This is a genomic window from Leucobacter manosquensis (assembly GCF_018304845.1).
Lineage (GTDB): Bacteria > Actinomycetota > Actinomycetes > Actinomycetales > Microbacteriaceae > Leucobacter > Leucobacter alluvii.
This window is the reverse complement of the sequence record NZ_JAFEVO010000001.1, coordinates 2,589,271-2,612,514: the sequence shown is the minus strand read 5'-3', so window position 1 is coordinate 2,612,514 and position 23,244 is coordinate 2,589,271. Positions and strand designations below refer to the sequence as shown.

Annotated in this window: 23 protein-coding genes; 5 read left to right on the top strand and 18 right to left on the bottom strand. The window is 68.1% G+C overall.

Annotation, left to right across the window (positions count from 1 at the left end):
- Window positions 1-20 precede the first annotated feature (20 nt).
- The 11 genes from JSQ98_RS12165 to JSQ98_RS12115 all read right to left on the bottom strand — a co-directional run bounded on the left by JSQ98_RS12165 (window position 21) and on the right by JSQ98_RS12115 (window position 12,725).
- Complete coding sequence (locus JSQ98_RS12165; RefSeq protein WP_211649914.1) at window positions 21-1,589, bottom strand: ABC transporter substrate-binding protein; 1,569 nt, start codon at window positions 1,587-1,589, stop codon at window positions 21-23.
- 316 nt (window positions 1,590-1,905) lie between these two features.
- A complete protein-coding gene (locus JSQ98_RS12160) occupies window positions 1,906-2,745 on the bottom strand; it encodes a carbon-nitrogen hydrolase family protein (RefSeq protein WP_211649913.1) in 840 nt (279 codons plus the stop codon).
- The gene (locus tag JSQ98_RS12155) at window positions 2,742-3,569 is read right to left on the bottom strand and encodes a creatininase family protein (RefSeq protein ID WP_211649912.1); all 828 of its coding nucleotides are present in this window, start codon (window positions 3,567-3,569) and stop codon (window positions 2,742-2,744) included. Before JSQ98_RS12155 ends, JSQ98_RS12160 begins: the two co-directional genes overlap by 4 nt.
- A 272-nt stretch (window positions 3,570-3,841) precedes the next feature.
- Entirely contained in the window at window positions 3,842-4,501 is a 660-nt protein-coding gene (locus JSQ98_RS12150; protein WP_211649911.1) for a TrmH family RNA methyltransferase, read from the bottom strand.
- Window positions 4,502-4,630: 129 nt separating this feature from the next.
- On the bottom strand, window positions 4,631-5,647 hold the full coding sequence (locus JSQ98_RS12145) for a sugar phosphate isomerase/epimerase family protein (RefSeq protein WP_090146331.1): 1,017 nt from the start codon (window positions 5,645-5,647) through the stop codon (window positions 4,631-4,633).
- Window positions 5,644-6,528 carry a sugar phosphate isomerase/epimerase family protein gene (locus tag JSQ98_RS12140; RefSeq protein WP_211649910.1) on the bottom strand — a complete coding sequence of 295 codons (885 nt, stop codon included), beginning with the start codon at window positions 6,526-6,528 and terminating at the stop codon, window positions 5,644-5,646. The genes JSQ98_RS12145 and JSQ98_RS12140 overlap by 4 nt, the downstream gene beginning before the upstream one ends.
- Window positions 6,529-6,612: 84 nt before the next feature.
- Window positions 6,613-7,830: a substrate-binding domain-containing protein gene (locus JSQ98_RS12135; RefSeq protein WP_211649909.1), complete on the bottom strand. Its 1,218-nt coding sequence runs from the start codon at window positions 7,828-7,830 to the stop codon at window positions 6,613-6,615.
- Window positions 7,827-9,053, bottom strand: coding sequence for an ABC transporter permease (locus JSQ98_RS12130; protein ID WP_211649908.1), 1,227 nt, complete (start codon window positions 9,051-9,053; stop codon window positions 7,827-7,829). Before JSQ98_RS12130 ends, JSQ98_RS12135 begins: the two co-directional genes overlap by 4 nt.
- A complete protein-coding gene (locus JSQ98_RS12125; RefSeq protein WP_211649907.1) occupies window positions 9,050-10,093 on the bottom strand; it encodes an ABC transporter permease in 1,044 nt (347 codons plus the stop codon). The genes JSQ98_RS12130 and JSQ98_RS12125 overlap by 4 nt, the downstream gene beginning before the upstream one ends.
- Window positions 10,090-11,628, bottom strand: coding sequence for a sugar ABC transporter ATP-binding protein (locus JSQ98_RS12120; protein ID WP_211649906.1), 1,539 nt, complete (start codon window positions 11,626-11,628; stop codon window positions 10,090-10,092). Before JSQ98_RS12120 ends, JSQ98_RS12125 begins: the two co-directional genes overlap by 4 nt.
- On the bottom strand, window positions 11,625-12,725 hold the full coding sequence (locus tag JSQ98_RS12115) for a Gfo/Idh/MocA family protein (RefSeq protein ID WP_249290824.1): 1,101 nt from the start codon (window positions 12,723-12,725) through the stop codon (window positions 11,625-11,627). The genes JSQ98_RS12120 and JSQ98_RS12115 overlap by 4 nt, the downstream gene beginning before the upstream one ends.
- Window positions 12,726-12,823: 98 nt before the next feature.
- Between JSQ98_RS12115 and JSQ98_RS12110 the strand changes: the two genes are divergently transcribed.
- A complete protein-coding gene (locus JSQ98_RS12110) occupies window positions 12,824-14,008 on the top strand; it encodes an ROK family transcriptional regulator (RefSeq protein WP_090147360.1) in 1,185 nt (394 codons plus the stop codon).
- 9 nt (window positions 14,009-14,017) lie between these two features.
- Here the strand turns inward: JSQ98_RS12110 and JSQ98_RS12105 are convergent, their stop codons facing one another.
- Complete coding sequence (locus JSQ98_RS12105; protein ID WP_200330376.1) at window positions 14,018-14,950, bottom strand: aldo/keto reductase; 933 nt, start codon at window positions 14,948-14,950, stop codon at window positions 14,018-14,020.
- A gap of 47 nt (window positions 14,951-14,997) precedes the next feature.
- Window positions 14,998-15,966: an aldo/keto reductase gene (locus tag JSQ98_RS12100; protein ID WP_211649904.1), complete on the bottom strand. Its 969-nt coding sequence runs from the start codon at window positions 15,964-15,966 to the stop codon at window positions 14,998-15,000.
- A 244-nt stretch (window positions 15,967-16,210) separates the two neighbouring features.
- On the opposite strand from JSQ98_RS12100, the gene JSQ98_RS12095 reads away from it, so the two are divergent.
- Complete coding sequence (locus JSQ98_RS12095; protein WP_211649902.1) at window positions 16,211-16,486, top strand: hypothetical protein; 276 nt, start codon at window positions 16,211-16,213, stop codon at window positions 16,484-16,486.
- On the opposite strand, the gene JSQ98_RS12090 is transcribed toward JSQ98_RS12095, so the two are convergent.
- Complete coding sequence (locus JSQ98_RS12090; protein ID WP_211649900.1) at window positions 16,473-17,381, bottom strand: PfkB family carbohydrate kinase; 909 nt, start codon at window positions 17,379-17,381, stop codon at window positions 16,473-16,475. The genes JSQ98_RS12095 and JSQ98_RS12090 overlap by 14 nt on opposite strands.
- Before the next feature lie 159 nt (window positions 17,382-17,540).
- Here JSQ98_RS12090 and JSQ98_RS12085 point away from each other — a divergent pair, with 159 nt between their 5' ends.
- The 3 genes from JSQ98_RS12085 to JSQ98_RS12075 are packed head-to-tail and all read left to right on the top strand — an operon-like array spanning window position 17,541 to window position 19,773.
- Window positions 17,541-18,341 (top strand): glycosyltransferase family 2 protein, encoded by an 801-nt coding sequence (locus JSQ98_RS12085; protein WP_211649899.1) that lies wholly within the window; start codon window positions 17,541-17,543, stop codon window positions 18,339-18,341.
- A complete protein-coding gene (locus tag JSQ98_RS12080; protein WP_211649897.1) occupies window positions 18,338-19,204 on the top strand; it encodes an endonuclease/exonuclease/phosphatase family protein in 867 nt (288 codons plus the stop codon). Before JSQ98_RS12085 ends, JSQ98_RS12080 begins: the two co-directional genes overlap by 4 nt.
- Entirely contained in the window at window positions 19,201-19,773 is a 573-nt protein-coding gene (locus JSQ98_RS12075; RefSeq protein ID WP_211649895.1) for a DUF2238 domain-containing protein, read from the top strand. Before JSQ98_RS12080 ends, JSQ98_RS12075 begins: the two co-directional genes overlap by 4 nt.
- Window positions 19,774-19,799: 26 nt before the next feature.
- On the opposite strand, the gene JSQ98_RS12070 is transcribed toward JSQ98_RS12075, so the two are convergent.
- Genes JSQ98_RS12070 through JSQ98_RS12055 form a run of 4 tightly spaced genes read right to left on the bottom strand, consistent with a single transcriptional unit; the run spans window position 19,800 to window position 23,240 of the window.
- Window positions 19,800-20,648, bottom strand: coding sequence for an ABC transporter ATP-binding protein (locus tag JSQ98_RS12070; RefSeq protein WP_211649894.1), 849 nt, complete (start codon window positions 20,646-20,648; stop codon window positions 19,800-19,802).
- Window positions 20,645-21,439, bottom strand: coding sequence for an ABC transporter ATP-binding protein (locus JSQ98_RS12065; protein WP_211649893.1), 795 nt, complete (start codon window positions 21,437-21,439; stop codon window positions 20,645-20,647). The genes JSQ98_RS12070 and JSQ98_RS12065 overlap by 4 nt, the downstream gene beginning before the upstream one ends.
- Window positions 21,440-21,444: 5 nt before the next feature.
- Window positions 21,445-22,293 (bottom strand): ABC transporter permease, encoded by an 849-nt coding sequence (locus JSQ98_RS12060; RefSeq protein ID WP_211649891.1) that lies wholly within the window; start codon window positions 22,291-22,293, stop codon window positions 21,445-21,447.
- Entirely contained in the window at window positions 22,290-23,240 is a 951-nt protein-coding gene (locus tag JSQ98_RS12055) for an ABC transporter permease (RefSeq protein ID WP_211649889.1), read from the bottom strand. Before JSQ98_RS12055 ends, JSQ98_RS12060 begins: the two co-directional genes overlap by 4 nt.
- Between the last annotated feature and the right edge of the window lie 4 nt (window positions 23,241-23,244).

The window sequence follows — 23,244 nt, the reverse complement described above, 5'->3', positions numbered from 1 at the left end:
AGTTTCTTCCGTCTCAGGCGTTACTGCATCGAGGTGTTCGCGAGCATGTAGCCGCTGTAGAACGTGAGCGTTCCGGGCAGGTTGGAGAAGCCGGCGACGTCATCGCTGTAGCCGTAGGCCTGAGCTCGCGTGTTGAGCGATGCGAAGGGCACGTCCTCGGCCCAGAGCTCGCCGATCTCCTGGTAGATCTCGTGCTTGGTCGCGTCGTCGGTGGCCTGGAGGCCGTCGCTGATGAGCGAGGTGATTTCCTCGTTCCCATAGCCCCAGCTGACGTTGTAGTTCCGTCCGTCGGTCACCCAGTTGAGCAGATACGAGGGATCCGCCACCATACCGGTGTCGCCGGAGACTGCGATGTCGTACTCGCCTTCGTTCCCCTTCGAGACGCGAGTCGACCAGTCGGGTGCATCCAGTGTGACGTCGATGCCGATCGCCTTGAGGTCCTCCTGCACGGACAGCGCGTTGTCCTGCAGGAACGTGTACTGCGACGTCGCGAGGAGCGTCGCCGGGAATCCATCTTCGTAACCGGCCTCGGCGAGCAGCGACTTCGCTTTCTCGGGGTCGTACTCCCACAGATTCTCGAGATTCTCGTCGTAGGCCGGGTCGCTCTCCGAGATCGACAGGCCGTTCAGCGCTTCTCCGTTGCTCTGGAACGCCGCGAGCACCGAGTTCTCGCGGTTCAGGGCGTGGGCCACGGCCTGACGCACCTTCGGATCGGCGAACGGGCCGTCCTCCACATTGAACTGCACGAACTGGAAAGGCCCGTTCACCTGATCAACCGTGAAACCCGCATCGGCCACGCGATCGAAGTTCTCCCAGGTGACGTAGTCGATGAGGTCGACGTCGCCGGAGAGGAGCGCATTGGTTCGCGCCTCGCCGTCTGCGTAGAACTTCACGTCGATGCCGTCGAGCGCGACATTGTCGGCGTCGTAGTAGCCCTCGTTCTTCTCCATCGTGAGACCGATGCCCTGATCCAGATTCGTCATCTCCCATGGGCCGGCGCCGATCCAATTGGCAGTCTCCGGATTGAGCGATGCGTCTGGAACAATCGCCGCGAATGGCAGCGCAAGGTACTGCAGGAAGGCAGTATTCGGCTGAGACAGCGACACGGTGACCTGCAGGTCGCCATCGCTTTCCACCGTTTCGACATCCGCGAATGGAGCTGCGAGTTGCGAACCGTTCGCCGCATCGCGGTAGTAGTCGAGCGTGTTCTTCACGTTGTCGGCGGTGAGCGGGCTGTCGTCGCTGAAGGTGAGTCCCTCATGCAGCGTGAAGACGAACGTCGTGTCGTCCGGAGTATCCACAGTCTCGGCGAGCGCGGGAACCGCCTCGCCGTCGGCGCCGAAACTCATGAGTCCGCGATGCACCATGGTGAGCAGCTGATTGACCGCCGTGCCCTGCGCAGCCCCGGTGATCGGCTGTGCAGGATCGGCCGAGAGGCCGAAGGTGAGCACCTGCTCTGCAGCTCCGTCCCCCCCGTCCGACTCGTTGGCAGACGAACCGCCGCATCCTGAAAGGGCGAGCGCCGCTACAGCGCCGAGAGAAAGAACTGAGAGCCACGGCTTCGGGCGGTTTGAGCGTGTGAATGACATCGGGTATTCCCTTCGTTGGGTTGAACCCACCCCGACGGGACGGCCGCGATCTTCCTCCGCGGTCTCCGCGACAGGAGTCTCAACACTGAGCTTTGTCAACGGCCATTCGAGGGTGCTGGGCGAGCAGATGAACTGTTCAACACCAACCTAGGATGCCGGAACATAGGCTGCAAGTAACAATCGAAAGAGCTCCATAACGTCAGCCTTATACTGCGAGAAACACCGGATCAGCGGCGCAGCAGGGCAGCTTGGCTTTCTCGCTGCGACAGGAACCCGCCGCGGCCTCGGGAGGTGCCCCGGAGGCCGCGGCCGCGACTCATTCCGAGTCGGGAACGGGATGCACGCGCGCCTCGACCGCGACGCGACGATTGGCGAGAGACGGCACCGTCTTCCTGACTGCCGCAATGCGGGCTCGGTCGACCGAGGCGGTGACCAGTGCGAGCTCCTGCTCGCCGGCATCGGCGAGCGTGAGGCCGAGCGGATCGAATATCGCGCTGCGTCCGACGGATTTGACGCTCACTTCGTCCGAGGCGAAGACATAGGCCGTGTTCTCGATGGCGCGAGCCCTCAGGAGGGTCAGCCAGTGATCCTCCTTCACCACGCCGCGCGCCCATGCCGCGCTGATGGCAAGCACCTCCGCCCCCTGATCGGTGAGCAGGCGGAACAGTTCAGGGAATCTCAGATCGTAGCAAATCGCGAATCCCACTCGCACGCCGTCGATCTCGAGTACCGGTGGAAGGTCATCACCGGGATGAATGGAGTCCGACTCCCTCACAGCGAACGCGTCGTACAGGTGTATCTTGTGATACTCCGCGACGATCTCACCGCCGTCCACCAGCAACAGGGTGTTGAGCGCCCGATCGACCGCGCGCTCGCCTGCGATGCGTTTCGACATTCCGACCGAGATGAATAGGCCATGGAGCCGCGACAGTCGTCGCACCTCCGTAACGAAGGGCCCGGTCAGGTCTTCCGCAGCCTGCACACCTTCGGAGACGGAGGCAGTGACGCGATGGTACATCGCCATTTCGGGAAGGATGAGGACCCTCGATCCGGCAGCCGCGGCGCGTTCGGCGAGCTGCGTCACCGCCGCGAGGTTGGCCGCTTTGTCTTCGATCGCGGGAAACTGACCCACGCTGATCTGGAGCGGTGCATTCATCGTTCAGACCTCGCCCAGCTCGCATCGGCGGAGTTGCGATCGAATTCTCGAACGAAGCCCAAGCAGACCTCGTGAGCGACACGTTGGATCCACACGTTGCCGATATCCGCAGAGCCGAGGTGCGGGTTGCCGGTCACCCCGGATGGAGCGACATCCGAGAACTCCCAGTACAGCGTTCCGGCTTCCCCCGTCCCGGGAACCGCCGCCTCGCTGTAGTTCGTCGGAGTCCAGCCTTCGAAGGGCTCGAAGCCGCCATCCGTGATGAACTGTGATTGCACGAGCTCGGGAAACATGGCGAGCATCGCGCTGTGCTCCGGCTCTGACCCGTGCCCGTAAGCGGAAGCCGGATCCTCGTACATGTCGCGCATGACCCGGTAGCCGATTCCCCACGGGTACACGCTGCCGACCAGCACTCCGTGCTTTTGCCTCAGTCGATCTGCGGCATGCGCCGCAGACGCCTGATTGCCACCATTGTTGTTTACGATGACGATGCGCCGGAAGCCGTGCTTCACGAGGCTGTCCATGACCTCGAACAGCACTGCCTGCAATGTCTCGAACGAGAGGTTCAGCGTGCCGGCGAAGCTGTCGAAAATCGGCGAGTGCCCGTAGCTCAGCGTCGGGGCAACCAGAACCGGCGTCTCGAGGTGCTCGGCGATGTACTCCGACACCCATTCGGCCGTGATCGCGTCTTCGTTGAGCGGAAGATGCGAACCGTGCTGCTCGATCGCCCCTGACGGGATGAGCACGATCGGGTTGAGCGCGGCAGCGTCTCGAGCTTCGGTCCAGGTGAGTTCACCCAGGCGGTGCGTTCTGAAATGTCCCATATGCTCGTTCTCCTTTGATGCGCATTCGTGGTCCGGGGAGCAGAACCATCGGCGACGACGTCATGGCGAGAAGAGCCGACCTGAGTCCGTCATGCGATCGACGATCCGGCCTTTTTCGAGCATAACTTTGGCAGCATGATGAGTCAGCGACTATAAGCAGACGTGATATTCGACTCGCGCGCGTTATACCTCGCCGGGCGAATAGTCGCGCATGGATGCGAGGTCGGTGCGTGGCGAGTGCGCGCGCACGGGCGGGTGAGCGCTGGCCGCCGTCAGCGGGGCCGGAGCGGGGAGTGCTGCTGCACCCAGCTGTACATCGACACCGCCGCAGCGGCCGACGCGTTGATCGAGCGCGTCGACCCGTACTGGGTGATCTCGACGACGGCGTCGGCCGCCGCGATCGCCTCCGCGGTCAGGCCCGGTCCCTCCTGACCGAAGAGCATCACGCAGCGCTCCGGCCAGTCGAAGGTCTCCATCGGCACGCAGCCGGGCACGTTGTCGATCGCGATGATCGGGATCCCCTCGCCCCGCGCCCACGCGACGAGCGCGGTCACGTCTTCGCGGTGCTCCACGTGCTGGTACCGGTCGGTCACCATCGCGCCGCGCTTGTTCCAACGGCGGCGGCCCACGATGTGCACGGTGTCGGCAGCGAACGCGTTCGCGCTGCGCACGATGGATCCGATGTTCATGTCGTGCTGCCAGTTCTCGATGGCGACGTGGAAGGGATGACGATGCTCATCGAGGTCGGCGACGATCGCGGCCATGTTCCAGTACCGGTAGCGGTCGACCACGTTGCGCGTGTCGCCGTGCTCGAGGAGTTCAGCGTCGTACTGCTCTCCGGTCGGCCAGGCGTCGCGCCCTCCCGGCCACGGCCCGACCCCGGATGTCGAGCGCTCGGGTGTCGGGTTGGCCAGGGGCGCTGCGTCGTTCACGCGTAGATTCTCCCACGCGCGGCCCTTCTGCGAGCGGGGTCACTGTTGGTGCGTGTCGGGCGCGCGACACACACGAAGAGTGACCCCGCTCGCAAGGTGGCGCAAGGTGGCGCAGCGGGGCGGCGGCGCCTACTGGTGGGAGAAGGCAGCGTCGAACGAGGCCGTCGGGCGCTTCCAGAGCAGGGAGCGGATCCGCTCGATCGCCTCCGCCGCGCCATGCAGGCGGTCCATGCCCGCGTCTTCCCACTCGATCGAGATCGGCCCGGTGTAGCCGATGCTGTCGAGTGCGCGGAACCCGTCCTCCCAGTGGGTGTCGCCTCGCCCGGTCGAGACGAAGTCCCAGCCGCGCCTCGGGTCGCCCCACGGCAGATGCGATCCGAGAATGCCGGAGCGGCCGGTCTGGGGGCGCACCCGCGTGTCCTTGCAATCGACGTGGCAGATGCGATCCGCGAAGTCGACGATGAACCCGATCGGGTCGACACCCTGCCACACGAGGTGGCTGGGGTCCCAGTTGAGCCCGAACGCCGGATGGTGGTCGATGGCTTCGAGCGCGCGCACCGTCGTCCAGTAGTCGTACGCGATCTCAGAGGGGTGCACCTCGTGCGCGTACCGCACGCCCTCCCCGTCGAACACATCGAGGATCGGCGTCCACCGCCGCGCGAAGTCCTCGTACCCCTCGTCGATCACCGATGCGGGCACGGGCGGGAACATCGCGACGTACGGCCAGATCTTCGACCCGGTGAACCCCGTCACCACGTCGGCGCCGAGTTTGCGGGCGACGCGGGCGGAGCGCTGCATATCGGCGGCTGCGCGCTGCCGCACACCCTCCGGGTCACCGTCGCCCCATACGTAGGGGCGCACGATGGCCTCGTGCCGGAAGTCGATGGGATCGTCGCAGACGGCCTGCCCCGCGAGGTGGTTCGAGATCGCCCAGACCTTGAGCCCGTGCCGCTCGAGCGTGTCGAGCCGGGACTGCAGGTACGCGTCATCCTCGTCGGCGCGGGCGAGGTCGAGGTGATCGCCGGAGGCGGCGATCTCGAGCCCGTCGTAGCCCCACTCAGAGGCGAGGCGTGCGACCTCCTCGAACGGCAGGTCCGCCCACTGCCCGGTGAAGAGGGTGACGGGGTGCGTTGCTTCGTGGCTCATAGACGGCCGCTCCTTTGCAGCTGGTGGTCGGTGAGGAAATCGTAGGTGATGCGCGCGAGCGCGTCCTGCGACTCGGCGAGCGGTCGCCAGATCGACGCTGCGGTCGCGATCGTGTCGTTGTCCCCGGTGAAGCTCTCGAGCGTGAGCGGGCCGGTGTACCCGGCATCGTCGAGCGCGTCGAAGAAGGCCCCCCAGTCCGTGTGATCGGGGCCGGCCGGGCCTCGATCGTTGCCGCAGACCTGCACCACGGCGAGGTGCGCGCCGGCCGCGCGGATGGCTGCCGACGGCGAGCGCTCCTCGATGTTCAGGTGGTAGGCGTCCAGTGCGAGCGCGATGCCGGACGCCCCTGCGTCAGCGGAGCCCAGCAGCGGGTCGAGCACATCGAGCGCTTGCGTGACCGTGTTGATGAGACTCGTCTCGTACCGGTTGAGCGGTTCGATCGCGAGCGTCACCCCGCGCTCCGCCGCATACGCGGCGACCGGCCGAAGGGCTTCGCGGAGCACTCGGATCGCTGCCGCGCGCTCGTCGGCGCCCATCCGCCAGACGCGGCCGGTGCGAGCGGTGAAGGGCCCGGCGACCGTCGGCGATCCGACCGCGACGGCGACATCGACGCAGTGCCGCAGGTAGGCCTGCGTCGACGCCCGAAACGTGTCGTCGAGCAGATCGCGCCCCGCTCCCATCGCACCGACGACGCGCGCGCCCATGCCGAGCGCTCCCAGGCGTTCGGCCGCCAACTCCGGCGACCAGTCCCCCGGCGACTCGACGGGCAACTCGAGCAGCTCGTACCCGATGCCGCGGGCGCGTTCCGCGATCCTCAGCAGCGATGCGTCTCCGAGCGGCGAGGTCCACACCCACGTGTTCACGCCGAGGGTTCTCCGCATGATGCTCCTCTCCTGAGCGATCGGTCGACGGGATGCGCCGGAGGGAGCGCGGTTCGTCCCCGCTCCCTCCGGCGTCGCACCCGCTTACGGGATCTGGCGATCCTGCCAGACCTTCGGGTAGCCCGGCAGGTTCTCGCCGCCGAACTTCGCGTAGTGCCCATCGGGCATGCCCTCGTTGAGCTCGAGGAACTCGTCGAGGTCAGCGTCGGTGATCGGGCTCTGCGGCAGCACCCACTCGGCCGGCACCTCTTCGCCGTCGAAGATCTTCTCGAGCGCGAGCAGCGGCGTGCGCCACTGGAAGTTCGAGTACACGGGCGCGAGAGCGGTGAGGCCGGTGTCCTTCCACTTGCGCAGGAAGCTCAGCTCGTCCTCGCCCGTCATCACGGGGTACTCCTTGCCGGCATCCTCGAACGCCTCGATCGCAGCGACCGCACCGTCGCCGGCGTCCATCCAGACGCCCTGCACGTCGCCCTTGGCGAGCTCATCGGAGATGATCTTCTTGATCTCGGCGGGGTCGCCGCCCGAGAAGTAGTCGACCGCTTCGATTCCGGCCTCCTCGAAGAGCTTCTCGGCGCCGGCCCAGCGCTGCTCGAGTACGTCGACGCCGGGCAGAATGCGGAGCGCGATCACCTTGTCGCCCTCTTCAAGGTTGTCGATCAAGAACTCGGCGGTGTCGATACCCCAGGCGAATCCGCCGATGGGGTGGATGAACGTGACCGCGCAGTCGGTCTCGACGCCGCGGTCGAACACCACGACGGGCTTCCCGGTCTCGCAGGCGCGTTCGACGGCCGGCGTCATCGCCGCGGTCGAGTTCGGCGAGATGATGAAGCCGTCGCAGTTGCCCTCCGCGATGAAGTAGTCGATGTCGGCGATCTGGGTGTCGTCGCTGTCCTTGGCGTCGCGGGTCTCCATCTCGGAGATCGCGCCAGACTCCTGCAGCACCTTCAGCTGCTCGTTCATCGTGATCCAGCCGGTCTGGCGCCACGGGTTCGAGATCGAGGCGTTCGCGAAGCACACCTTCTTCGCCCCGTCGGACGCGAAGTCGGACGTGTCCTTCATCTCGGCGTTGATCATCTGGAGGTAAGGCTCGTCTTCCGGCCCTTCCGGGGTCACGCCGCGTTCCTCGTCCTGCTTGTCGAAGAGCTCCTGGTCGAACCACTCGGTCGAGTCGGTCGATTCAGAGGTCTCGGCAGGTGCTTCTTCAGCGGAGTTCTCCACCGACGGATCGGTGGTGCACCCCGCGAGCAGGATCAGCGATGCCGCACCGACGAGGCTCGCCGCAATGCTCAGCGATCGTTTCATGATCGGTTCTCCTTCTTCTGTTCGCCCCGCACGGCAGCGGTGCCGGCGGGATCGGGTGACGGGGTGCTCCCCGTCGGATCTATCCCGGAGGTTCCGGGAGGTTCGTGAGTGCCGGCGGAGGCACCTGCGTCCGCGTCGACGACCGGACCGGGGGCGCCGGCGTCGGCCACCGCCCCGAGGCCCGATGTCGGCCGCTTGCGGCGTGCGCGGAACGCGGCGCCCGAGTACGCGACGGCGGCGATGATGATCGCTCCCTGGATGGCGTCGCGCATCGTCGACGGCACGGACGTGAAGTTCAGCAGCGTGAACAGCGTCTCCAGGGCGAAGGCGCCGGCGAGCGCCCCCCACACCGATCCGCGCCCGCCGCCGAGGACGACGCCGCCGAGCACGACCGCGGTGATCGCGATGAACTCGTAGCCGCGACCGACCGAGGGGTGCACTCCGGCGTAGCCGACGAGCAGGACGCCGGCGACCGTGGCGCAGAGCGATGAGATGACGAACGCGGCCGTCTTGGTGCGCCACACCGAAGCCCCGGCGAAGACGCCGGCAGCCGAGTTGTCGCCGATCGCCACGAGCGTGCGGCCGAAGGGACGGCGGGAGAGCCAGGCCGCGACGGCGACGACCGCCGCGAGCACCAGCACGGCCCAGGGCAGCAGCCCGATGACGGGGAGCCCCTCGATGCCGCCGCGGCCGACCTGCCGGAACGAGTCGGCCGGGTTGCCCGTCGCCGCCCCGCCGGTCCACCACATCACTCCGCCGTAGAGCACGAGCATCATGCCGAGCGTGACGATGAACGACGGCACCTTCAGGAAGGTGGTGACGAGCCCGTTCACGATGCCGACGACCGCGCCGAGCACGATCAGCAGGAGCAGCACCGGAATCACCTTCGCGTCGTCCTGCCCGATGAGCGTGCCCGCGAGGACGACCTGGGTGGTGACGAGCGACCCCTGCGAGAGGTCGAACTCACCGCTGACGATGACGAAGTACTGGCCGATCGCGACGAGCGCGATGGGAGCGACGCGCTGGATGTAGCGGACGAGCTGACCGGGTTCCGCGAACGACGGGTTCAGGATCGCCACGGCGACGAGCAGCACGAGCAGCAGCAGGTAGACCGCGCCGCGCGGGCTGATGGCGGCGCGCGCGAAGCGGGCCAGTCCACCGGGAGCGGGGGCTGCGGCCGGAGTATCGACGGGGCGGGTGACGCTCGGATCGGTGGCGCTCATCGCGATCCCCCTTCTGCTGTGACATCGGCCGGCACTGGCGCTGCCTCCCCGGATCGCGTGAAGCGCTCACGACGGGCGACGAGTCGGCGACGCGAGTAGATCGCGACCGCCACGACGATGACTGCGCCGCGCACCACGTCTTTCAGGAACGGGTTCACCTGCAGGACGCTCATGAGGTTGTCGAGTACCGCGAAGATCGCGACCCCGCCGATGGTGCCCCAGATCGATCCGCGTCCGCCGGCGAGCAGGGTGCCGCCCAGGACCACGGCCGCGATGGAGAGCAGATCGTAGCCGCCTTGGACGCCCACGGTCGGGCTGCCGACGCCGAGACGACTGGCGAGCAGCAGACCGGCGATCCCGGCGAAGACCGAGCACAGCACGTGCGCCCAGATCAGCGGTCGGCGCGTGCGCACGCCCGACAGTCGGGCGACCTCCGAGTTGCCTCCCACCGCGAATAGGTGGTGCCCGAAGCCGCTGCGCGCGAGCATGAAGGCGACGAGGCCGGCGAGTGCGAGCATCACGATGGTGGAGACGGGCACGGGGCCGACCCCCGTGGCGCCGAAGAGCTGGAACGCCCAGGGCACTTCACCGGCCGTGCCCTGGTAGTTGGTGTCGAGATACCCCTTGAGCATGAGGCCGACTCCGAGCGTCGTGACGAAGCCGTGCACGTTCAGGAAGGTGACGATCATGCCGTTGGCGAGCCCGACGAGCGCAGCGACGGCGAGCGCGAGCAGCACGCCCGGCAGCACCATGCCGGTCTCGCCGTTCATGGTCTGCGCCGCGATGAGGCTCGTCAGGCTGACCACGTAGGGCACGGAGAGGTCGAGCGATCCGCCGAGGATCACGAGGGTCTGCCCGATCGCGACGAACCCGAGCACGCTCATGCCGGTGAGGATGTCGCGGATGCTCCCCGGGCTGAAGAGGTTGCGACCGACGGTGGAGACGAGAATCGCGCTCAGCACGAGCACGACGATCAGAGCGATGTAGACGATCGCGGTGGTGTCGAGGCGCTTGAGGCGCGCGGGGAGTGCGATGCTCATGCCGCACCTCCCGCCTCGACGGCGCCGGTCGCGAGCGCCAGCACGGTTTCCTCTGACGAGCCGGCCGGCAGCTCGCCAGCGATGCGACCATCGCGCATCACGAGAATTCGATCGGCCATGCCGATCACCTCCGGGAGTTCACTCGACACGAGCAGAATCGCCACCCCGCGCTTCGCCAGGTCGCGGATGAGACGGTACACGGCGACCTTCGCGCCGACATCGATACCGCGGGTCGGTTCGTCGAGCAGCACCACACGGGGTTCGGTGGCTAGCCACTTCGCGAGTACGACCTTCTGCTGGTTGCCTCCCGACAGCGCCTGCACCTCCTGCTTCGGGCCGCGGCTCACGAGTTCGAGCGACTCGAACACGCCGGGAATCGTGGCGCGTTCTCGGCGCGTCCGGCGCGGGAAGACGCTGCGGATCGCGAGCAGTGCGTTGTCGAGGATCGACTGATTCAGTGCGAGACCGGTGCGCTTCCGATCCTCGGTGACGAGGGCGATGCCCAACCGCACGGCCTGGCGCGGGGAGCGGATGGCGCGGGCGGACCCGGCGATCTTGAGCGTGCCGCGGGTGAATGGGGCCGCTCCGAAGATCGCTTCGACGAGTTCCGTGCGACCCGAGCCCTGGAGACCCGAGAGCCCGACGACTTCCCCCGCACGCACATCGAGATCGATGCCGTCGAGTTGCGTGTTGCCCCCGTCGCGCACGTGCACGACGACCTCGCCGGGCGCCGTGCCCGGCACCGGATCAGGGAAGTAGGCGCTGATCGGGCGCCCCACCATGCGTCGCACGAGCGTCGGCTGATCCAGCGCCCTGACGGGGTCGCTCGACACCAGCGAGCCGTCCTTCATCACGGTGATGGTGTCGCAGAGATCGAAGATCTCCTTGAGCCGGTGGGAGACGTACAGGATCGCGACGCCGCGATCGCGAAGCCGTCGAATCACTCGGTAGAGGATCGCGACTTCGTGGTCTGCGAGCGCCGCAGTCGGCTCGTCCATCGAGATGACCCGCGCGTCGACCGAGAGCGCCTTCACGATCTCCACGATCTGCTGCTCGGCGACCGTCAGGCTCCCCACCTGCGAGCCAGGGTCGATTCCGGCGATGCCGAGGTCGTCGAGGAGGTCAGCGGTGGCGCGCCGCATGGCAGCGGTGTCGATGAGGCCGCTGCGACGGGGCTCGCGGCCGAGGAAGACGTTCTGCGCGACCGACCGGTCGGAGAGGAGGTTGAACTCCTGGAACACCGTCGCCACACCGGCGGCCGCCGCTTCGACTGGGTGCCCGAAGTCGACGCTCGCGCCGTCGAGGCGCACGTCGCCTCCGTCGCGCCGGTAGACGCCGGCGACGATCTTCATGAGCGTCGACTTGCCGGCGCCGTTCTCGCCCACGAGCCCGTGCACGGTGCCGGGTACGAGATCGAGCGAGATGCCGTGGAGCACCTCGTTGCCGAAGAACTGCTTGCGGATGTCGATCACCGAAAGCACCGGTGCGCCGGTGGCGGCGGTTGGCGCGGGTGCTGGTGCCTCGTGCACGCTCATGCGGCGTTCACCTCCACCCAGCGACCCTCGCGCGCGGAGGCGAGCACGGCGTCCGTGATCTGCGCGGCGCGGTATCCGTCGGCGAAGGTCGGAAGCCCCTCGGGCCGTTCACCCGCGACGGCCGCGTATGCGTCGGCGACGAACGCGTTGAAGGCGTCCTGATAGCCCTGCGCGTGACCCGCTGGGACATTCGAAAGCCGCGCGGCGTCGGGTGAGAGCGTATCGGGGTCGCGTCGCAGCAGCAGCGACTGATCGCGGCGCCCCACCCAGAGCAGTTCAGGATCCTCCTGCTCGAAGCGCACGCTCTCCTCAGCACCGGCGATCTCGAGTACGAGGCCGTTCTTGCGCCCGGGCGCGACCTGGGAGACGAGCAGCGAACCGATACCGCCGCCGGCGAGCTCGAGCGTCAGCGCGACTGCGTCCTCCGTGCTCACCTCCTGCCCGTTGCGCTCCGCGTGCACGGTGCGGGTCGAGGCGACGAGGCGCGTGATGCGGTCGCCGCTCACGAACTCCACGAGGTCGACGAGGTGCGATCCGATGTCCGCGAATGCGCGCGAGGGGCCCCCGGCGTCGGCGGCGACCCGCCAGTTGTCGTCTTGGGCGCCGAGCAGCCAGTCCTGCAAGTACTGACCGGACACGGTGACCACGGCGCCCGGCGCTCCCCCGGCGATGCGGGCGCGCGCCTCGCGCACCATCGAGTGATAGCGGTACACGAACGGCACGGCGCCGACGCGGCCTTCCGAGTCGGCGAGTTCGACGAGTTCCCGGGCATCCGCGGCCGACGTCGCGAGCGGCTTCTCGCAGATCACATGCGAGCCCGCGAGGAGTGCGGCCCGCGCGAATTCGAGGTGACTCGTATTCGGCGTGCAGATGTGCACGACGTCGAGGGCCTCGGCCAGCAGTTGCTCCGCGCTCGACGGGCGCTCATAGCCCAGAGCGACAGCGGCGCGTTCGGAGCTCTGGCGACTCGAGGCGGCGAGCGCCGCGAGGCGCGCGCCCGTGAGCCGGGCGGCGTGGGTGTGTGTGCGGGCCATGAACCCGGCACCGAGCATTCCTACGCTCGGTGCCCGGCGAGACTCCATCGTCTGCGGGGACATGTGACTATTGTGTTTCCCACCTCCCCACTTTTGTCAACTATTCTTCATAAGTAATCAAACCGTTACCCAAGTTCGACCTGTGGTTTACTGAAAGTGTGATCGTGCCATCTGCGCCCCCAGAACCTGGAGCCTCGACCGCCGGAGCGCTCCTGCAGCTGTTCCGCGACGGAGCGCCACGCACACGGGCGAATCTCGCCCAACTCACCGGACTGTCACGCCCCACCGTCGCCCAGCGCATCGACCAGCTGATCGACCTCGGTCTCATCGCCCCCGTCGCCGACGCGGCCTCCACCGGTGGACGACCCTCGGCGCAGCTCGCCTTCAACCCGCGCGCCCGCGTCGTCCTCGCAGCCGACCTGGGCGCCCTGCACGCCCGCGTGGCGGTCACCGACCTGCGCGGCGAACTCCTCGCCGAGATCTCGACACCGCGAGAGATCTCCTCCGGCCCCGAGGCGGCGATCGACTGGATCCTCGACTCCGCCGAAGAGCTCCTCCCCAGCCTCGGCTACGACGTTTCGCAGGTCGCCGGAGTCGGCATCGGCGTCCCCGGTCCCGTCGAGTTCTCGACCGGGCGGCCGATCAATCCGCCCATCATGCCCGGATGGGACCGATTCGACATCCCCTCAGCCATCCGCGCCCGGATCGACGCGCCCGTGCTCGTCGACAATGACGTGAACATCATGGCTCTCGGTGAACTCTCCACATCGTGGAACGGGGTCACCGACCTCATCTTCGTGAAGGTCGCGAGCGGAATCGGCGCCGGAATCGTCTCCGGCGGATCACTCCGCCGCGGAGCCAACGGAGCTGCGGGCGATATCGGGCACATCGCCCTCGCCCGGGCTGCAGACACGCCGTGCCCGTGCGGCAACCGCGGCTGCCTCGAAGCCGTCGCCTCGGGGCGCGCGCTCGCCCGCGAGCTGAGCACCGAGGAGACGCCCCTGCACCGCCCGAGCGAGGTGGTCGCGCTCGCGAAAGCCGGCGACGTGCACGCCATTCAGCTGATCCGGCAGGCGGGGCGCGACATCGGAGAGGTGCTGACCGCGTGCGTCTCGATCATGAATCCCTCGGCCATCGTCATCGGCGGCACCATGGCGCAGGCGGCAGAGCATCTCGTCGCCGGCGTGCGCGAGGTCGTCTACGCGCGGTCGATCCCGCTCTCCACGGAGCAGCTCACCATCGCGCCGTCGCTCGCCGCCGGCAACGCCGCGATCTACGGAGCCGCGCAGCTCGCCATCGACGCCGCACTCGCACCGGAACGCATCACCGCAGCCCTCGGAGGGTAACGAATCCCCTTACGGAACGGTGTATCCTGCCGCGCGGAAGAGCTCGTACCACTCGGCGCGCGTCAGCGTGACATCCGAGCCCTGGGCCGCGGCGGCGACGCGGTCGGGCGACGTCGTTCCGAGCACCACCTGCATGCGCGCCGGGTGGCGGGTGATCCACGCGACGGCGATCGCTTCCGGCGGCACCCCGTACTGCGCGGCGAGGCGCTCGATCACCGCGTTCAGTTCGGGATAGCGATCCGACCCCAGGAAGGGGCCGTCGAAGAAGTTCGCCTGGAAGGGCGACCAGGCCTGCACGGTGATGTCGTGGAGCCGGCAGTAGTCGACCACGCCGTCGTCGCGGGTCACGGATTGCGGTAGGCCCTGCATGTTCGCGGCGATGCCCTGGGCGATCATCGGCGAATGCGTGATCGACAGTTGCAGTTGATTCGCGACGAGCGGCTGGGTCACGTACTTGCGCAACAGGTCGATCTGCCGAGGCGTGTGGTTCGAGACACCGAAGGCGCGCACCTTGCCTGACGCCGAGAGCTCGTCGAACGCCCGCGCCACCTCTTCCGGCTCGACGAGCGCGTCGGGCCGGTGCAGCAGCAGAATGTCGAGGTAGTCGGTGCCGAGGGCGTCGAGCGAACCGTGCACCGACTCCACGATGTGCTCGTACGAGAAATCGAAGTAGGGGCCGTCTTTCACGATGCCAGCCTTCGACTGGATCACCCACTGCTCCCGCTCCGACGGCGTCAGACGCAGGGCCTCCGCGAAACGGCGCTCGCACCCGTGCAGCGGGTCCCCGTAGATGTCGGCATGGTCGAGGAAGGTGATGCCGGCATCGCGCGCGGCTCCCACGAGCGTGCGCACCTCGTCGTCTGACTTGTCTTGGATGCGCATCAGCCCCAGCACGACGTCGGAAACGATGAGGTCGGTGCCCGGCAGTGTGAAAGTCCGCATGCGGCTCACACTACCGGGCGACGGCGAACACGTCAGCGGGTTTCCCGTCAGGCGGAAGCGGCCGTAATATTCGCGAGCTCCGCATCCGAGAGCTCGAGCGACAGCGACGCGAGCAGGGCGGGCAGCTGCTCGAGATTGCGTGCGCTGGCGATTGGCGCCGCGACCGTCGGCTGCTGCCGCAGCCAGGCGAGGGAGACCGCGGCGACCGGCGCGTCGTGGGCTGCGGCCGCGGCGTCCAACGCCTCCAGCACGGCACGGCCACGGTCGTCGAGGTACTCAGCCGCCTCACCCGCGCGCGGGCTCGCGCCAGCAGCGGTTGCGTCATCGGCGTCGCGGTACTTGCCCGCGAGGAACCCCTTCGCCAAGGAGAAGTACGGGAACACCGCGAGTCCCTCCTCCTCGGCGACCGCGCGCAGCCCATTGGTCTCGAAATCGCGCTCGACGAGGTTGTAATGCGGCTGCAGCGCGACCGGCAGGTGGTATCCCCCGTCTCTCGCGATCCGGAACCACTCGGCGACCCGATCGGCCGTGTAGTTCGATATGCCGATCGCCCGCACCTTGCCCGAATCGACGAGCTCCGAGAAGACGGCGACGGTCTCCTCGAGCGGCGTCTCGGCGTCATCGAAGTGCGCGTAGTAGAGGTCGATGCGATCCGTCTGCAACCGCTGCAGCGAAGCATCTGCCGCGGCGCGCACATTCGCCGGGGCGAGGCCGGAGAAGTCGGGGTGCGTCGACACCTTCGTCGCGAGAACGACGGAATCGCGGTTGCGGCGCTCGGCGAACCACTCGCCGATGATCGTCTCGGACTCACCGCCGGAGTTGCCGGGCGCCCACGCCGAGTATCCGTCAGCGGTGTCGACGAAATCACCCCCACCCGCCAAGAACGCGTCGAGCACGTCGAACGACGCGGCTCGATCCGCGGTCCAGCCGAAGACGTTGCCGCCCAGTGCGAGCGGTGCAATGTCGAGGTCGGAGGTGCCGATGCGGGTCCGTGCGGACTGTCCAGCCTGGGTCATGAGATCTCCTTCGCGGTTCGGGCCACCCTGCGGTGCTTCCACTGGAAGCTAACAGGGCGCGCCGCGCGCGCATTCCTTTGTGACGCGGTGCGACAGGCGCGCACCGCCCCACACCATCTCGCCGCATCAACCGCGGAATTATACGTGACATCGCGATCTTTTGACAGCACTCCTCGGATTCCCTGTGTAGCGGCGACCATTGAATCCCAGAACGAGAGGAAAAGTGAGACCGACGATGAACCTCATGGCGCACGCTCCACATATCGCTCTGATCGAGTTGCAAGAAAGGCTGAACAAGCGCATGGCTATCGAGTACGCAGAACACCCCTTCTCCGAGTTGCCGACGGAGGAACAACGGGAAGTGCTGGCACGCATGGCTCGGGAGCGCCAAGCACGCTGGGAGGCCGCAATGCGCGAGGCGGGCCGCACGACATCGCGCATCCCGGACGCATCGGCGCGTCGTTATGCGGATACGGTACGCCCCACAGGGGACGGGTCCATTCCGCTCATTCATGGGTGAAGCGGGTGAACCCTCCGAACTGCTGCACGGCGGTCGACGCAGCCTCGGAGGCGCGTCGTCCGAGATCCCTCGCTGATTCGTCACGGATCAGACCCGTCACGAGACCCGCGACGAAGGCGTCGCCGGCACCGGTGCGGTCGATGACGGGAGCGTCCCCGAACGGGAAGAACTGAGAGCCCCCTTCCCAGGCCACGAGATCACCCGCCCCCGAGACGGACAGTGCGACGACGGACGGGCCACGGCGCAGGAGCTCTTCCGCCGCCCGCTGGGCGTCGTCCGTGCTCGCGATCGTGCGCCCGGTGAGCGCCTCGGCTTCGTCTGCATTCGCTCGGACGACGTGTGCGTGCGCGAGCAGGGGCGCCCCGAATGCCCCGTCGGCGCCACCGTCGACGGCACCGTCGAGGACGATTCGGGCATTCGGCGCGAGTTGGGCCGCGCGCAGCAGCACAGCGGCGGGTTGGCGCAGCTGGAGCACGACCACGCCCGCCGCTTCGAGCACCGGTGCAGCGCGGCTGAGGTCTTCCTCGCGCACGTCCGCTTCCGGCTGCACGTGCTCGAAGATCCGGCGCTCGCCGGCGCCAGTCACGAGATCGAGGAACAACGACGTCGCACCGCGCCGCGCAACCGATGCAGTGTCGATGCCGAGTTCGTGCGCATCTTCGAGTACCGCCTCGCCGGCCCGGTCGGCGCCGAGCGCCGCGATCAGCGTGACGTGACACTCGGGGCTGAGCTGCCGAACCCCGGAGGCGATGTTCGCGCCTTTTCCGCCGAGTCGTTCCATGCGTTCCGAGACGCTCGCCGACGCGCCGGCTTCTGGAAGAGTCGTCGCGCCCAGCGCGAGATCCCTCCCGGCAGACCCCACGACGACCACGCGGTGCGAATTCTCGGCGACCATGTCGATCATGGTAGATCGCGCTCATGACCGGCGGCACGGGGTTGCCGACGCCTGAGGCGACCGGTAGACCGAACGCGCGCCGCCGTCGGGCGCCCCTCAGCGATCGCCGCGCTCGCCCCGCTACGCTGGCCTGCAGAGCAAGAGGCCTGGGGGTGGCGCGTGGACGGGGATCATGACTCGACCGTATCCGTCGTGATTCCCGTGAAAGACGACGCGCCGCTGCTGGCCCGCTGCCTCCGCGCACTCGCGGAGCAGACGCGCGCGCCGCACGAGATCATCGTCGTCGACAACAACTCCCAGGACGACTCTGCCCGAGTCGCACGTGACGCCGGCGCGACCGTGGTTCCCTGCGCAGCGCCGGGCATTCCGGCGGCGAGCGCGACCGGCTACGACGCGGCGTCGAGCGACTACGTGCTGCGCCTCGACGCGGACTGCCTGCCCGAGCCGACGTGGATCGCGACCTTCGCCGGGGCGCTCGACGCGCGGCGCGATGTCGCCGTCGTCACCGGAGGCGCGCACTTCGTCGACGGGCCGAAGCCGCTCCGGCGGATCGCCGCGGCGATCTATCTCGGCATGTACGTCGCGACGACCTCTCCGGCGCTCGGGCACTCGCCGGTCTTCGGATCGAACCTCGGGTTCCGGCGCTCGGCCTGGCTCGCCGTGCGCGACGAGGTGCATCTGCACGCGGGCATCCACGACGACCTGGACCTCGCGTATCACTTCGGCGAGCGGCACCGCATTCGTCGTGTGCGCACGCCGGTGATGGGCATGTCGATGCGGCCGCTGTCGTCGGTCGGCGGGTTCGCGCGACGCACCGCATGGGCGTTCCGCACGGTGCTGCTGCACTGGCCCGCCGATTTTCCGTCGGTGCGGTGGATCCGCCTCGCGTTGCGGCGCGTGCTGCATCGGCTGGGCGTGCCGACTCCGCGCGCAGCACGGACGCGGCAGGGGCGAGCGTGAGTGCGGGGATCCTCGGGGATGCGACCGCCGAGCCGTCACCCTCCGTGCGTGTGATGACCGCGAACATCCGCCGGCGTCTCGACCGCTGGACGCGACGGGCCGACCGATGGCCGCTGCGCCGCGATCGGCTGCGGCGACAGCTCCAGATCGCACGCCCGCATCTGCTGGGCGCGCAGGAGGCGCTGCCGAGTCAGACGCGATGGGTGCGCGAATCGCTCGGCGAGGGCTATCGCTTCGTCGGCCACGGCCGAGGCGCCTGCGGTGGCGGCGAAGGCTGCCCCGTGTTCTACGACGCGGCCCGGCTGGAGCTGCTCGACTGGCGCCAGGTCGCACTCTCCGACACCCCGGACCGCGCCGGTTCACGCAGCTGGGGCAACCTGATCCCGCGCGTCGCGGTCATCGCGCATCTCCGCGACCGTCTCACGTCGACGGAGTTCCGCTGCATCAACACGCATCTCGATCATCTGAGCGGGCGATCGCGGCTGCGTTCCCTGGAGTACCTGCGCGACGAGATCGCGGCCGAGGCTGGTCCGGCGATCCTCACCGGCGATCTCAACACCGGTCCGGGATCCCCAGCCCTCGATGCGCTTCTCGACGGGGGCGCGCTCGACGACGCGTGGCGCAGCGCGGGCGAACGAGGCAGCGCCGAGTACGCCACCTACGCGAACTACCGCACTCCCAGGCTCGGGCGTCGGTTCGACTGGATCGTGACGACCACCGACATCGATGTGGATCGCGTGGAGATGCTGACGGAGCCTGTGCTGGGCGGTTGGCCGTCTGATCATCTGGCCGTGCTCGCCGAGATGCGAATTCCGCAGCGACTCCCGACGCACCTCCTCAGGAGAGGCAGGGGAACCGGATGAAGGCGAACTTTTTGCGCCCCCCGCGGGGCGGCGCGGAGTACCTGGCGGACGCCCTGCGCATCATCGGCCTGCTCGGGGTGATCGGTGCGGCGATCTGGCTCGAGCCCACCGATGCGGGAATTCTGGCGCTCACCCTTCCCGCGCTCGTCGCACCGCGGTTCCTCGGGGCGCGCGCCGGGTTCGACATCCCATTCTCGATCATCGTGCTGCTCGCCGCGTGGAGCAACGTCATCGATCTCTATCGCACCGTCGATGGCTGGGACATCGTCATGCACGTCGTCTGCATGGGCGCGCTCGTGCCGATCGCGTACCTCCTGCTCGCGCACTGGAGCATCGTGCCGTCCACGTCGTCCCCGACCTTCCGCAAGCGCGTGCCGATCGTGCTCTACCCCGTGCTCGGGCTGGCGCTCGGCGCGGTCTGGGAGATGATCGAATGGGCCGGATTCGTCTTCGTCAGCGACGACATCTTCGTGGAGTACCACGACACGATCAGCGACATGGCGGTCGGGGCGCTCGGGGCTCTCGCGGCTGGCATCGTGCTCGCAGGGGTGCGCCTCGACCGGGAGTGATCGGACCGGGCGTTCCGTGCGGCGCGTCACTCCTCCGACAGCACCGCCATGCGCTGCGTGAACGTCATGCGATCGCGCACCACGCGCTCCGGATCCCAATCGGCGCCGGGAGTGGACGCGATGAGGAGTTGCGTATAGGGGTGCTGCGGGGTGTCGAGCACTCGCCCGGTCGGGCCCTGCTCCACGATCGCCCCGCGAAACAGCACGAGCGTGCGCTGGCACAGCTGCTGCACCACGGCGAGATCGTGACTCACGAAGAGGTAGCTGACCCCGGAATCCCGCTGAATCTCGGCCAGCAGGTCGAGCACCTGAGCCTGGACCGAGACGTCGAGAGCGGAGACCGCCTCATCGAGTACGACCAGTTTCGGCTCGACGGCGAGTGCGCGGGCGATCGCCGCCCGCTGGCGCTGACCGCCCGAGAGCTCATGCGGCTTCGCCGCCGCATGCCGTTCGCTCAACCGCACCTGATCGAGGAGCCGCAGCGCCTCGGCACGCGCGGCGGCCGTCGACGCCGAGCGCCCGTGCAGCCGGAGCGTTCGCTGCAGCATCTCACCGATCGGCACCCGTCGATCCAGCGACCCGTTCGGATCCTGGAAAACCATCTGCACCGCCCGTGCCCGACGCAGTCGCTCGGCGCGGCCGCGAGCGGGGGTGAGGCAGTCGACACCCTCGATGGTGGCCGTGCCGGAATCGGCGCGCTCCAGCCCGACGAGAATCCGCGCGATCGTCGACTTGCCCGATCCCGACTCGCCCACGAGCCCCACCGCTTCTCCGGCGCCGATGCTGAACGAGACCCGGTTCACGGCCGTCACGCCCTCGGTGCGGCGGGCCATGCGGAATACCCGATGCAGGGCATCGACTTCGACGAGACTCATGAGCGCCCCTTCCGAGCGAGAGCTGGCGCAGACTCGATGAGCGTGCGCGTGTACGGGTGCGATGCAGCGTCGAAGAGACCGGGACGCTGCAGCGTTTCGACGATCTCTCCGCGCTGCAGCACGTGGATCCGGTCGCAGATCGCTCCTGCGAGATGCAGGTCGTGCGTGATGAAGAGCATGCCGAGCCCTCGTTCGCGGATCTGGCGCTGGAACATCGCGATGATCTCGGCCTGCGTCGTCACATCGAGCGCGCTCGTTGCCTCGTCGGCGAGGATGAGCTTCGGATCCGTGCTCAACGCCCCCGCGATGACGACGCGCTGCAGCATGCCGCCCGAGAGTTCGTGCGGGTACTGCCGCATCCGGCGTTCAGGGTGCGTGAGTCCGACCTCGGTGAGCAGCGACAGGATGCGCTCGTCGGCTTCGGCCCGACGCATTCCGTGCACCTTGACCAGTCGCTCGGCGAGCGAATCCCCGATGCGGCGCACCGGGTTGAGCGCCGCTCGCGGATCCTGCTGCACGAGCGCGACCGATGACGCCCGCACGCGACGCTGCTCCGTCGCATCCGCCTGCACCATGTCGACGCCGTCCAGCAGAATGCGGCCGGAGATCTCCGCCTCGTCGCCGTACAGCCGGAGCGCGGCGCGCACCGTCGTCGACTTGCCCGAGCCGGATTCACCGACGAGCCCGATGAGCTCGCCGGGTGCTACGTCCACGTCGATGCCGGTGAGAATATGGGCTGGAGTGTCGCCCGCGACGAACGAGAGGTGCAGCTGTTCGATTTCCAAGAGCATGCGGCTCACCCTTTCGCGAGCAGTCGGTCGGCGACGCGCACGCCGATGATGTTGACGGCGATCACTACGAGGGCGATGGCGGCGCCGGGGATGAGCGTGGGCAGGAAGTGCCCCTGGATGATGCCCGCCTGCCCTTCTTGCACCATCAGCCCCCACTCGGAGCTGGGCGGCTGCGCACCGAATCCGAGGAAGCTGAGCGTCGCGAGGCTCATGAGCGCTTCCCCGAAGAGCACGACGAGGTACCCGACGAGCGCTGGGAGCAGATTCGGCACGATGGCGCGGAGGCAGATGCCGAGCCCGCCGATGCCCTGTACCCGGTAGGCGTCGACGTACGGGCGCGCGATCTCGCTCAGGGCGAGGCTGCGAGTGTACTTCGCGATCACAGGAGCGTACGCGAGGGCGAGGGCGACGATCGCCGTCACCGGCCCTTTGCCGAAGACGGCGATGACCAGCACGACGAAGAGCAAGCCGGGAAAGGCGAACATGACATCGGTGATGCGGGCGAGGAGCGTGTCGACCCAGCCGCCCCGCCACGCGGCGACGACGCCGATGGTGACGCCGAGCACCGTGGCCAGCACCAAGAGGAGTACCGGCCCGATGAGCGTCTCGCCGGCCCCGATGAGCAGACGGGAGAACAGGTCGCGCCCGAGCTGGTCGGTGCCGAGCAGATGACCGCCGCCCGGCCCGGCCCAGATCGCGGCGAAGTCGATCTCGTCGGCGTCGTAGGGAGCGAGTACGGGGCCGAGCAGTGCGGCCCCTGTCACGAGCGCGAGAAAAGCTGCGGAGACCCACGTGCCGAGCGCAGTGCTGCGCCGGCGTTTGCCCTGGAGTCGCGGAAGGATCAGTGCGGTCATGCGGACACCGCCGTTCGGTTGATGCGAGGGTCGAGCACGGGCAGCAGCAGGTCGACGACCGTCGTCACGACCATGTACGCGATGACCATGAAGAGCAGCACGGACTGCACGACCGGGAAGTCGTGGGTGTTGATCGCGTCGACGAGCAGCGAGCCGACGCCTGAGATGCCGAAGACGGTCTCCACCGCGACCGTGCCTGCGATCATGCTGGCGATGACGAGCGCGACCATCGTGATGATCGGCCCCCACGAGCCGCGCAGCACGTGGTCTCGCACGACGAAGCGTTCCGCGAGTCCCGTCGCCCGTGCGGCCTCGACGTGCTCCGACGAGAACTGCTCGATCATCGACTGGCGGGTGACGCGGCTCACGATGGCGAGTGCGCCGATCGCGAGCGTGAGGGCGGGCAGCGTGAGCGCCCAGACGCGTTCGGCACCGCCCGATCCCGCTCCCGCGACCGGGAACCAGCGCAGTTGCACGGCGAAGAGCGCCACCAGCGCGATGCCGAGCACGAACGATGGGATGCTCGCGGCGAGGGTCGTGCCGCCGACGATCGCGGTATCGGTGGGCTTTCCGCGGCGCACCGCGGCGAGCACGCCGAGCCCGATACCGCCGATGGCGAGCAGGATCGACGCGTACGCGACGAGCGAGAGCGTGATCGGCACGCGTGCGGCGAGGATGTCGCCGACCGGCTGGTGGTATTGGAACGAGCGGCCGAAGTCGCCGGTGACGACGCCCGACGCCCAGTGCCAGTACTGCGCGAGCAGCGGCTCGTCGAGGTGGTACTGCGCGCGAACACTCGCGATGCGTTCGGGTGTGAGGTTCTCAGGATTGCCGATGAGGAAGGTGACGGGATCGCCCGGCGCCGCGTACATCGCGGCGAAGATGATGAAGGAGGCGATCACGAGGGTCAGCAGCATGCCGCCGACCCGTCGCAGGGCGCGGACCATCGGG

Coding starts and splice junctions, on each gene's coding strand:
- JSQ98_RS12165 (WP_211649914.1), bottom strand. CDS start 1,589: ATGTCATTCACACGCTCAAACCGCCCGAAGCCGTGGCTCTCAGTTCTT.
- JSQ98_RS12160 (WP_211649913.1), bottom strand. CDS start 2,745: ATGAATGCACCGCTCCAGATCAGCGTGGGTCAGTTTCCCGCGATCGAA.
- JSQ98_RS12155 (WP_211649912.1), bottom strand. CDS start 3,569: ATGGGACATTTCAGAACGCACCGCCTGGGTGAACTCACCTGGACCGAA.
- JSQ98_RS12145 (WP_090146331.1), bottom strand. CDS start 5,647: ATGAGCCACGAAGCAACGCACCCCGTCACCCTCTTCACCGGGCAGTGG.
- JSQ98_RS12140 (WP_211649910.1), bottom strand. CDS start 6,528: ATGCGGAGAACCCTCGGCGTGAACACGTGGGTGTGGACCTCGCCGCTC.
- JSQ98_RS12135 (WP_211649909.1), bottom strand. CDS start 7,830: ATGAAACGATCGCTGAGCATTGCGGCGAGCCTCGTCGGTGCGGCATCG.
- JSQ98_RS12130 (WP_211649908.1), bottom strand. CDS start 9,053: ATGAGCGCCACCGATCCGAGCGTCACCCGCCCCGTCGATACTCCGGCC.
- JSQ98_RS12125 (WP_211649907.1), bottom strand. CDS start 10,093: ATGAGCATCGCACTCCCCGCGCGCCTCAAGCGCCTCGACACCACCGCG.
- JSQ98_RS12120 (WP_211649906.1), bottom strand. CDS start 11,628: ATGAGCGTGCACGAGGCACCAGCACCCGCGCCAACCGCCGCCACCGGC.
- JSQ98_RS12115 (WP_249290824.1), bottom strand. CDS start 12,725: ATGTCCCCGCAGACGATGGAGTCTCGCCGGGCACCGAGCGTAGGAATG.
- JSQ98_RS12105 (WP_200330376.1), bottom strand. CDS start 14,950: ATGCGGACTTTCACACTGCCGGGCACCGACCTCATCGTTTCCGACGTC.
- JSQ98_RS12100 (WP_211649904.1), bottom strand. CDS start 15,966: ATGACCCAGGCTGGACAGTCCGCACGGACCCGCATCGGCACCTCCGAC.
- JSQ98_RS12095 (WP_211649902.1), top strand. CDS start 16,211: ATGGCGCACGCTCCACATATCGCTCTGATCGAGTTGCAAGAAAGGCTG.
- JSQ98_RS12090 (WP_211649900.1), bottom strand. CDS start 17,381: ATGGTCGCCGAGAATTCGCACCGCGTGGTCGTCGTGGGGTCTGCCGGG.
- JSQ98_RS12075 (WP_211649895.1), top strand. CDS start 19,201: ATGAAGGCGAACTTTTTGCGCCCCCCGCGGGGCGGCGCGGAGTACCTG.
- JSQ98_RS12070 (WP_211649894.1), bottom strand. CDS start 20,648: ATGAGTCTCGTCGAAGTCGATGCCCTGCATCGGGTATTCCGCATGGCC.
- JSQ98_RS12065 (WP_211649893.1), bottom strand. CDS start 21,439: ATGCTCTTGGAAATCGAACAGCTGCACCTCTCGTTCGTCGCGGGCGAC.
- JSQ98_RS12060 (WP_211649891.1), bottom strand. CDS start 22,293: ATGACCGCACTGATCCTTCCGCGACTCCAGGGCAAACGCCGGCGCAGC.
- JSQ98_RS12055 (WP_211649889.1), bottom strand. CDS start 23,240: ATGGTCCGCGCCCTGCGACGGGTCGGCGGCATGCTGCTGACCCTCGTG.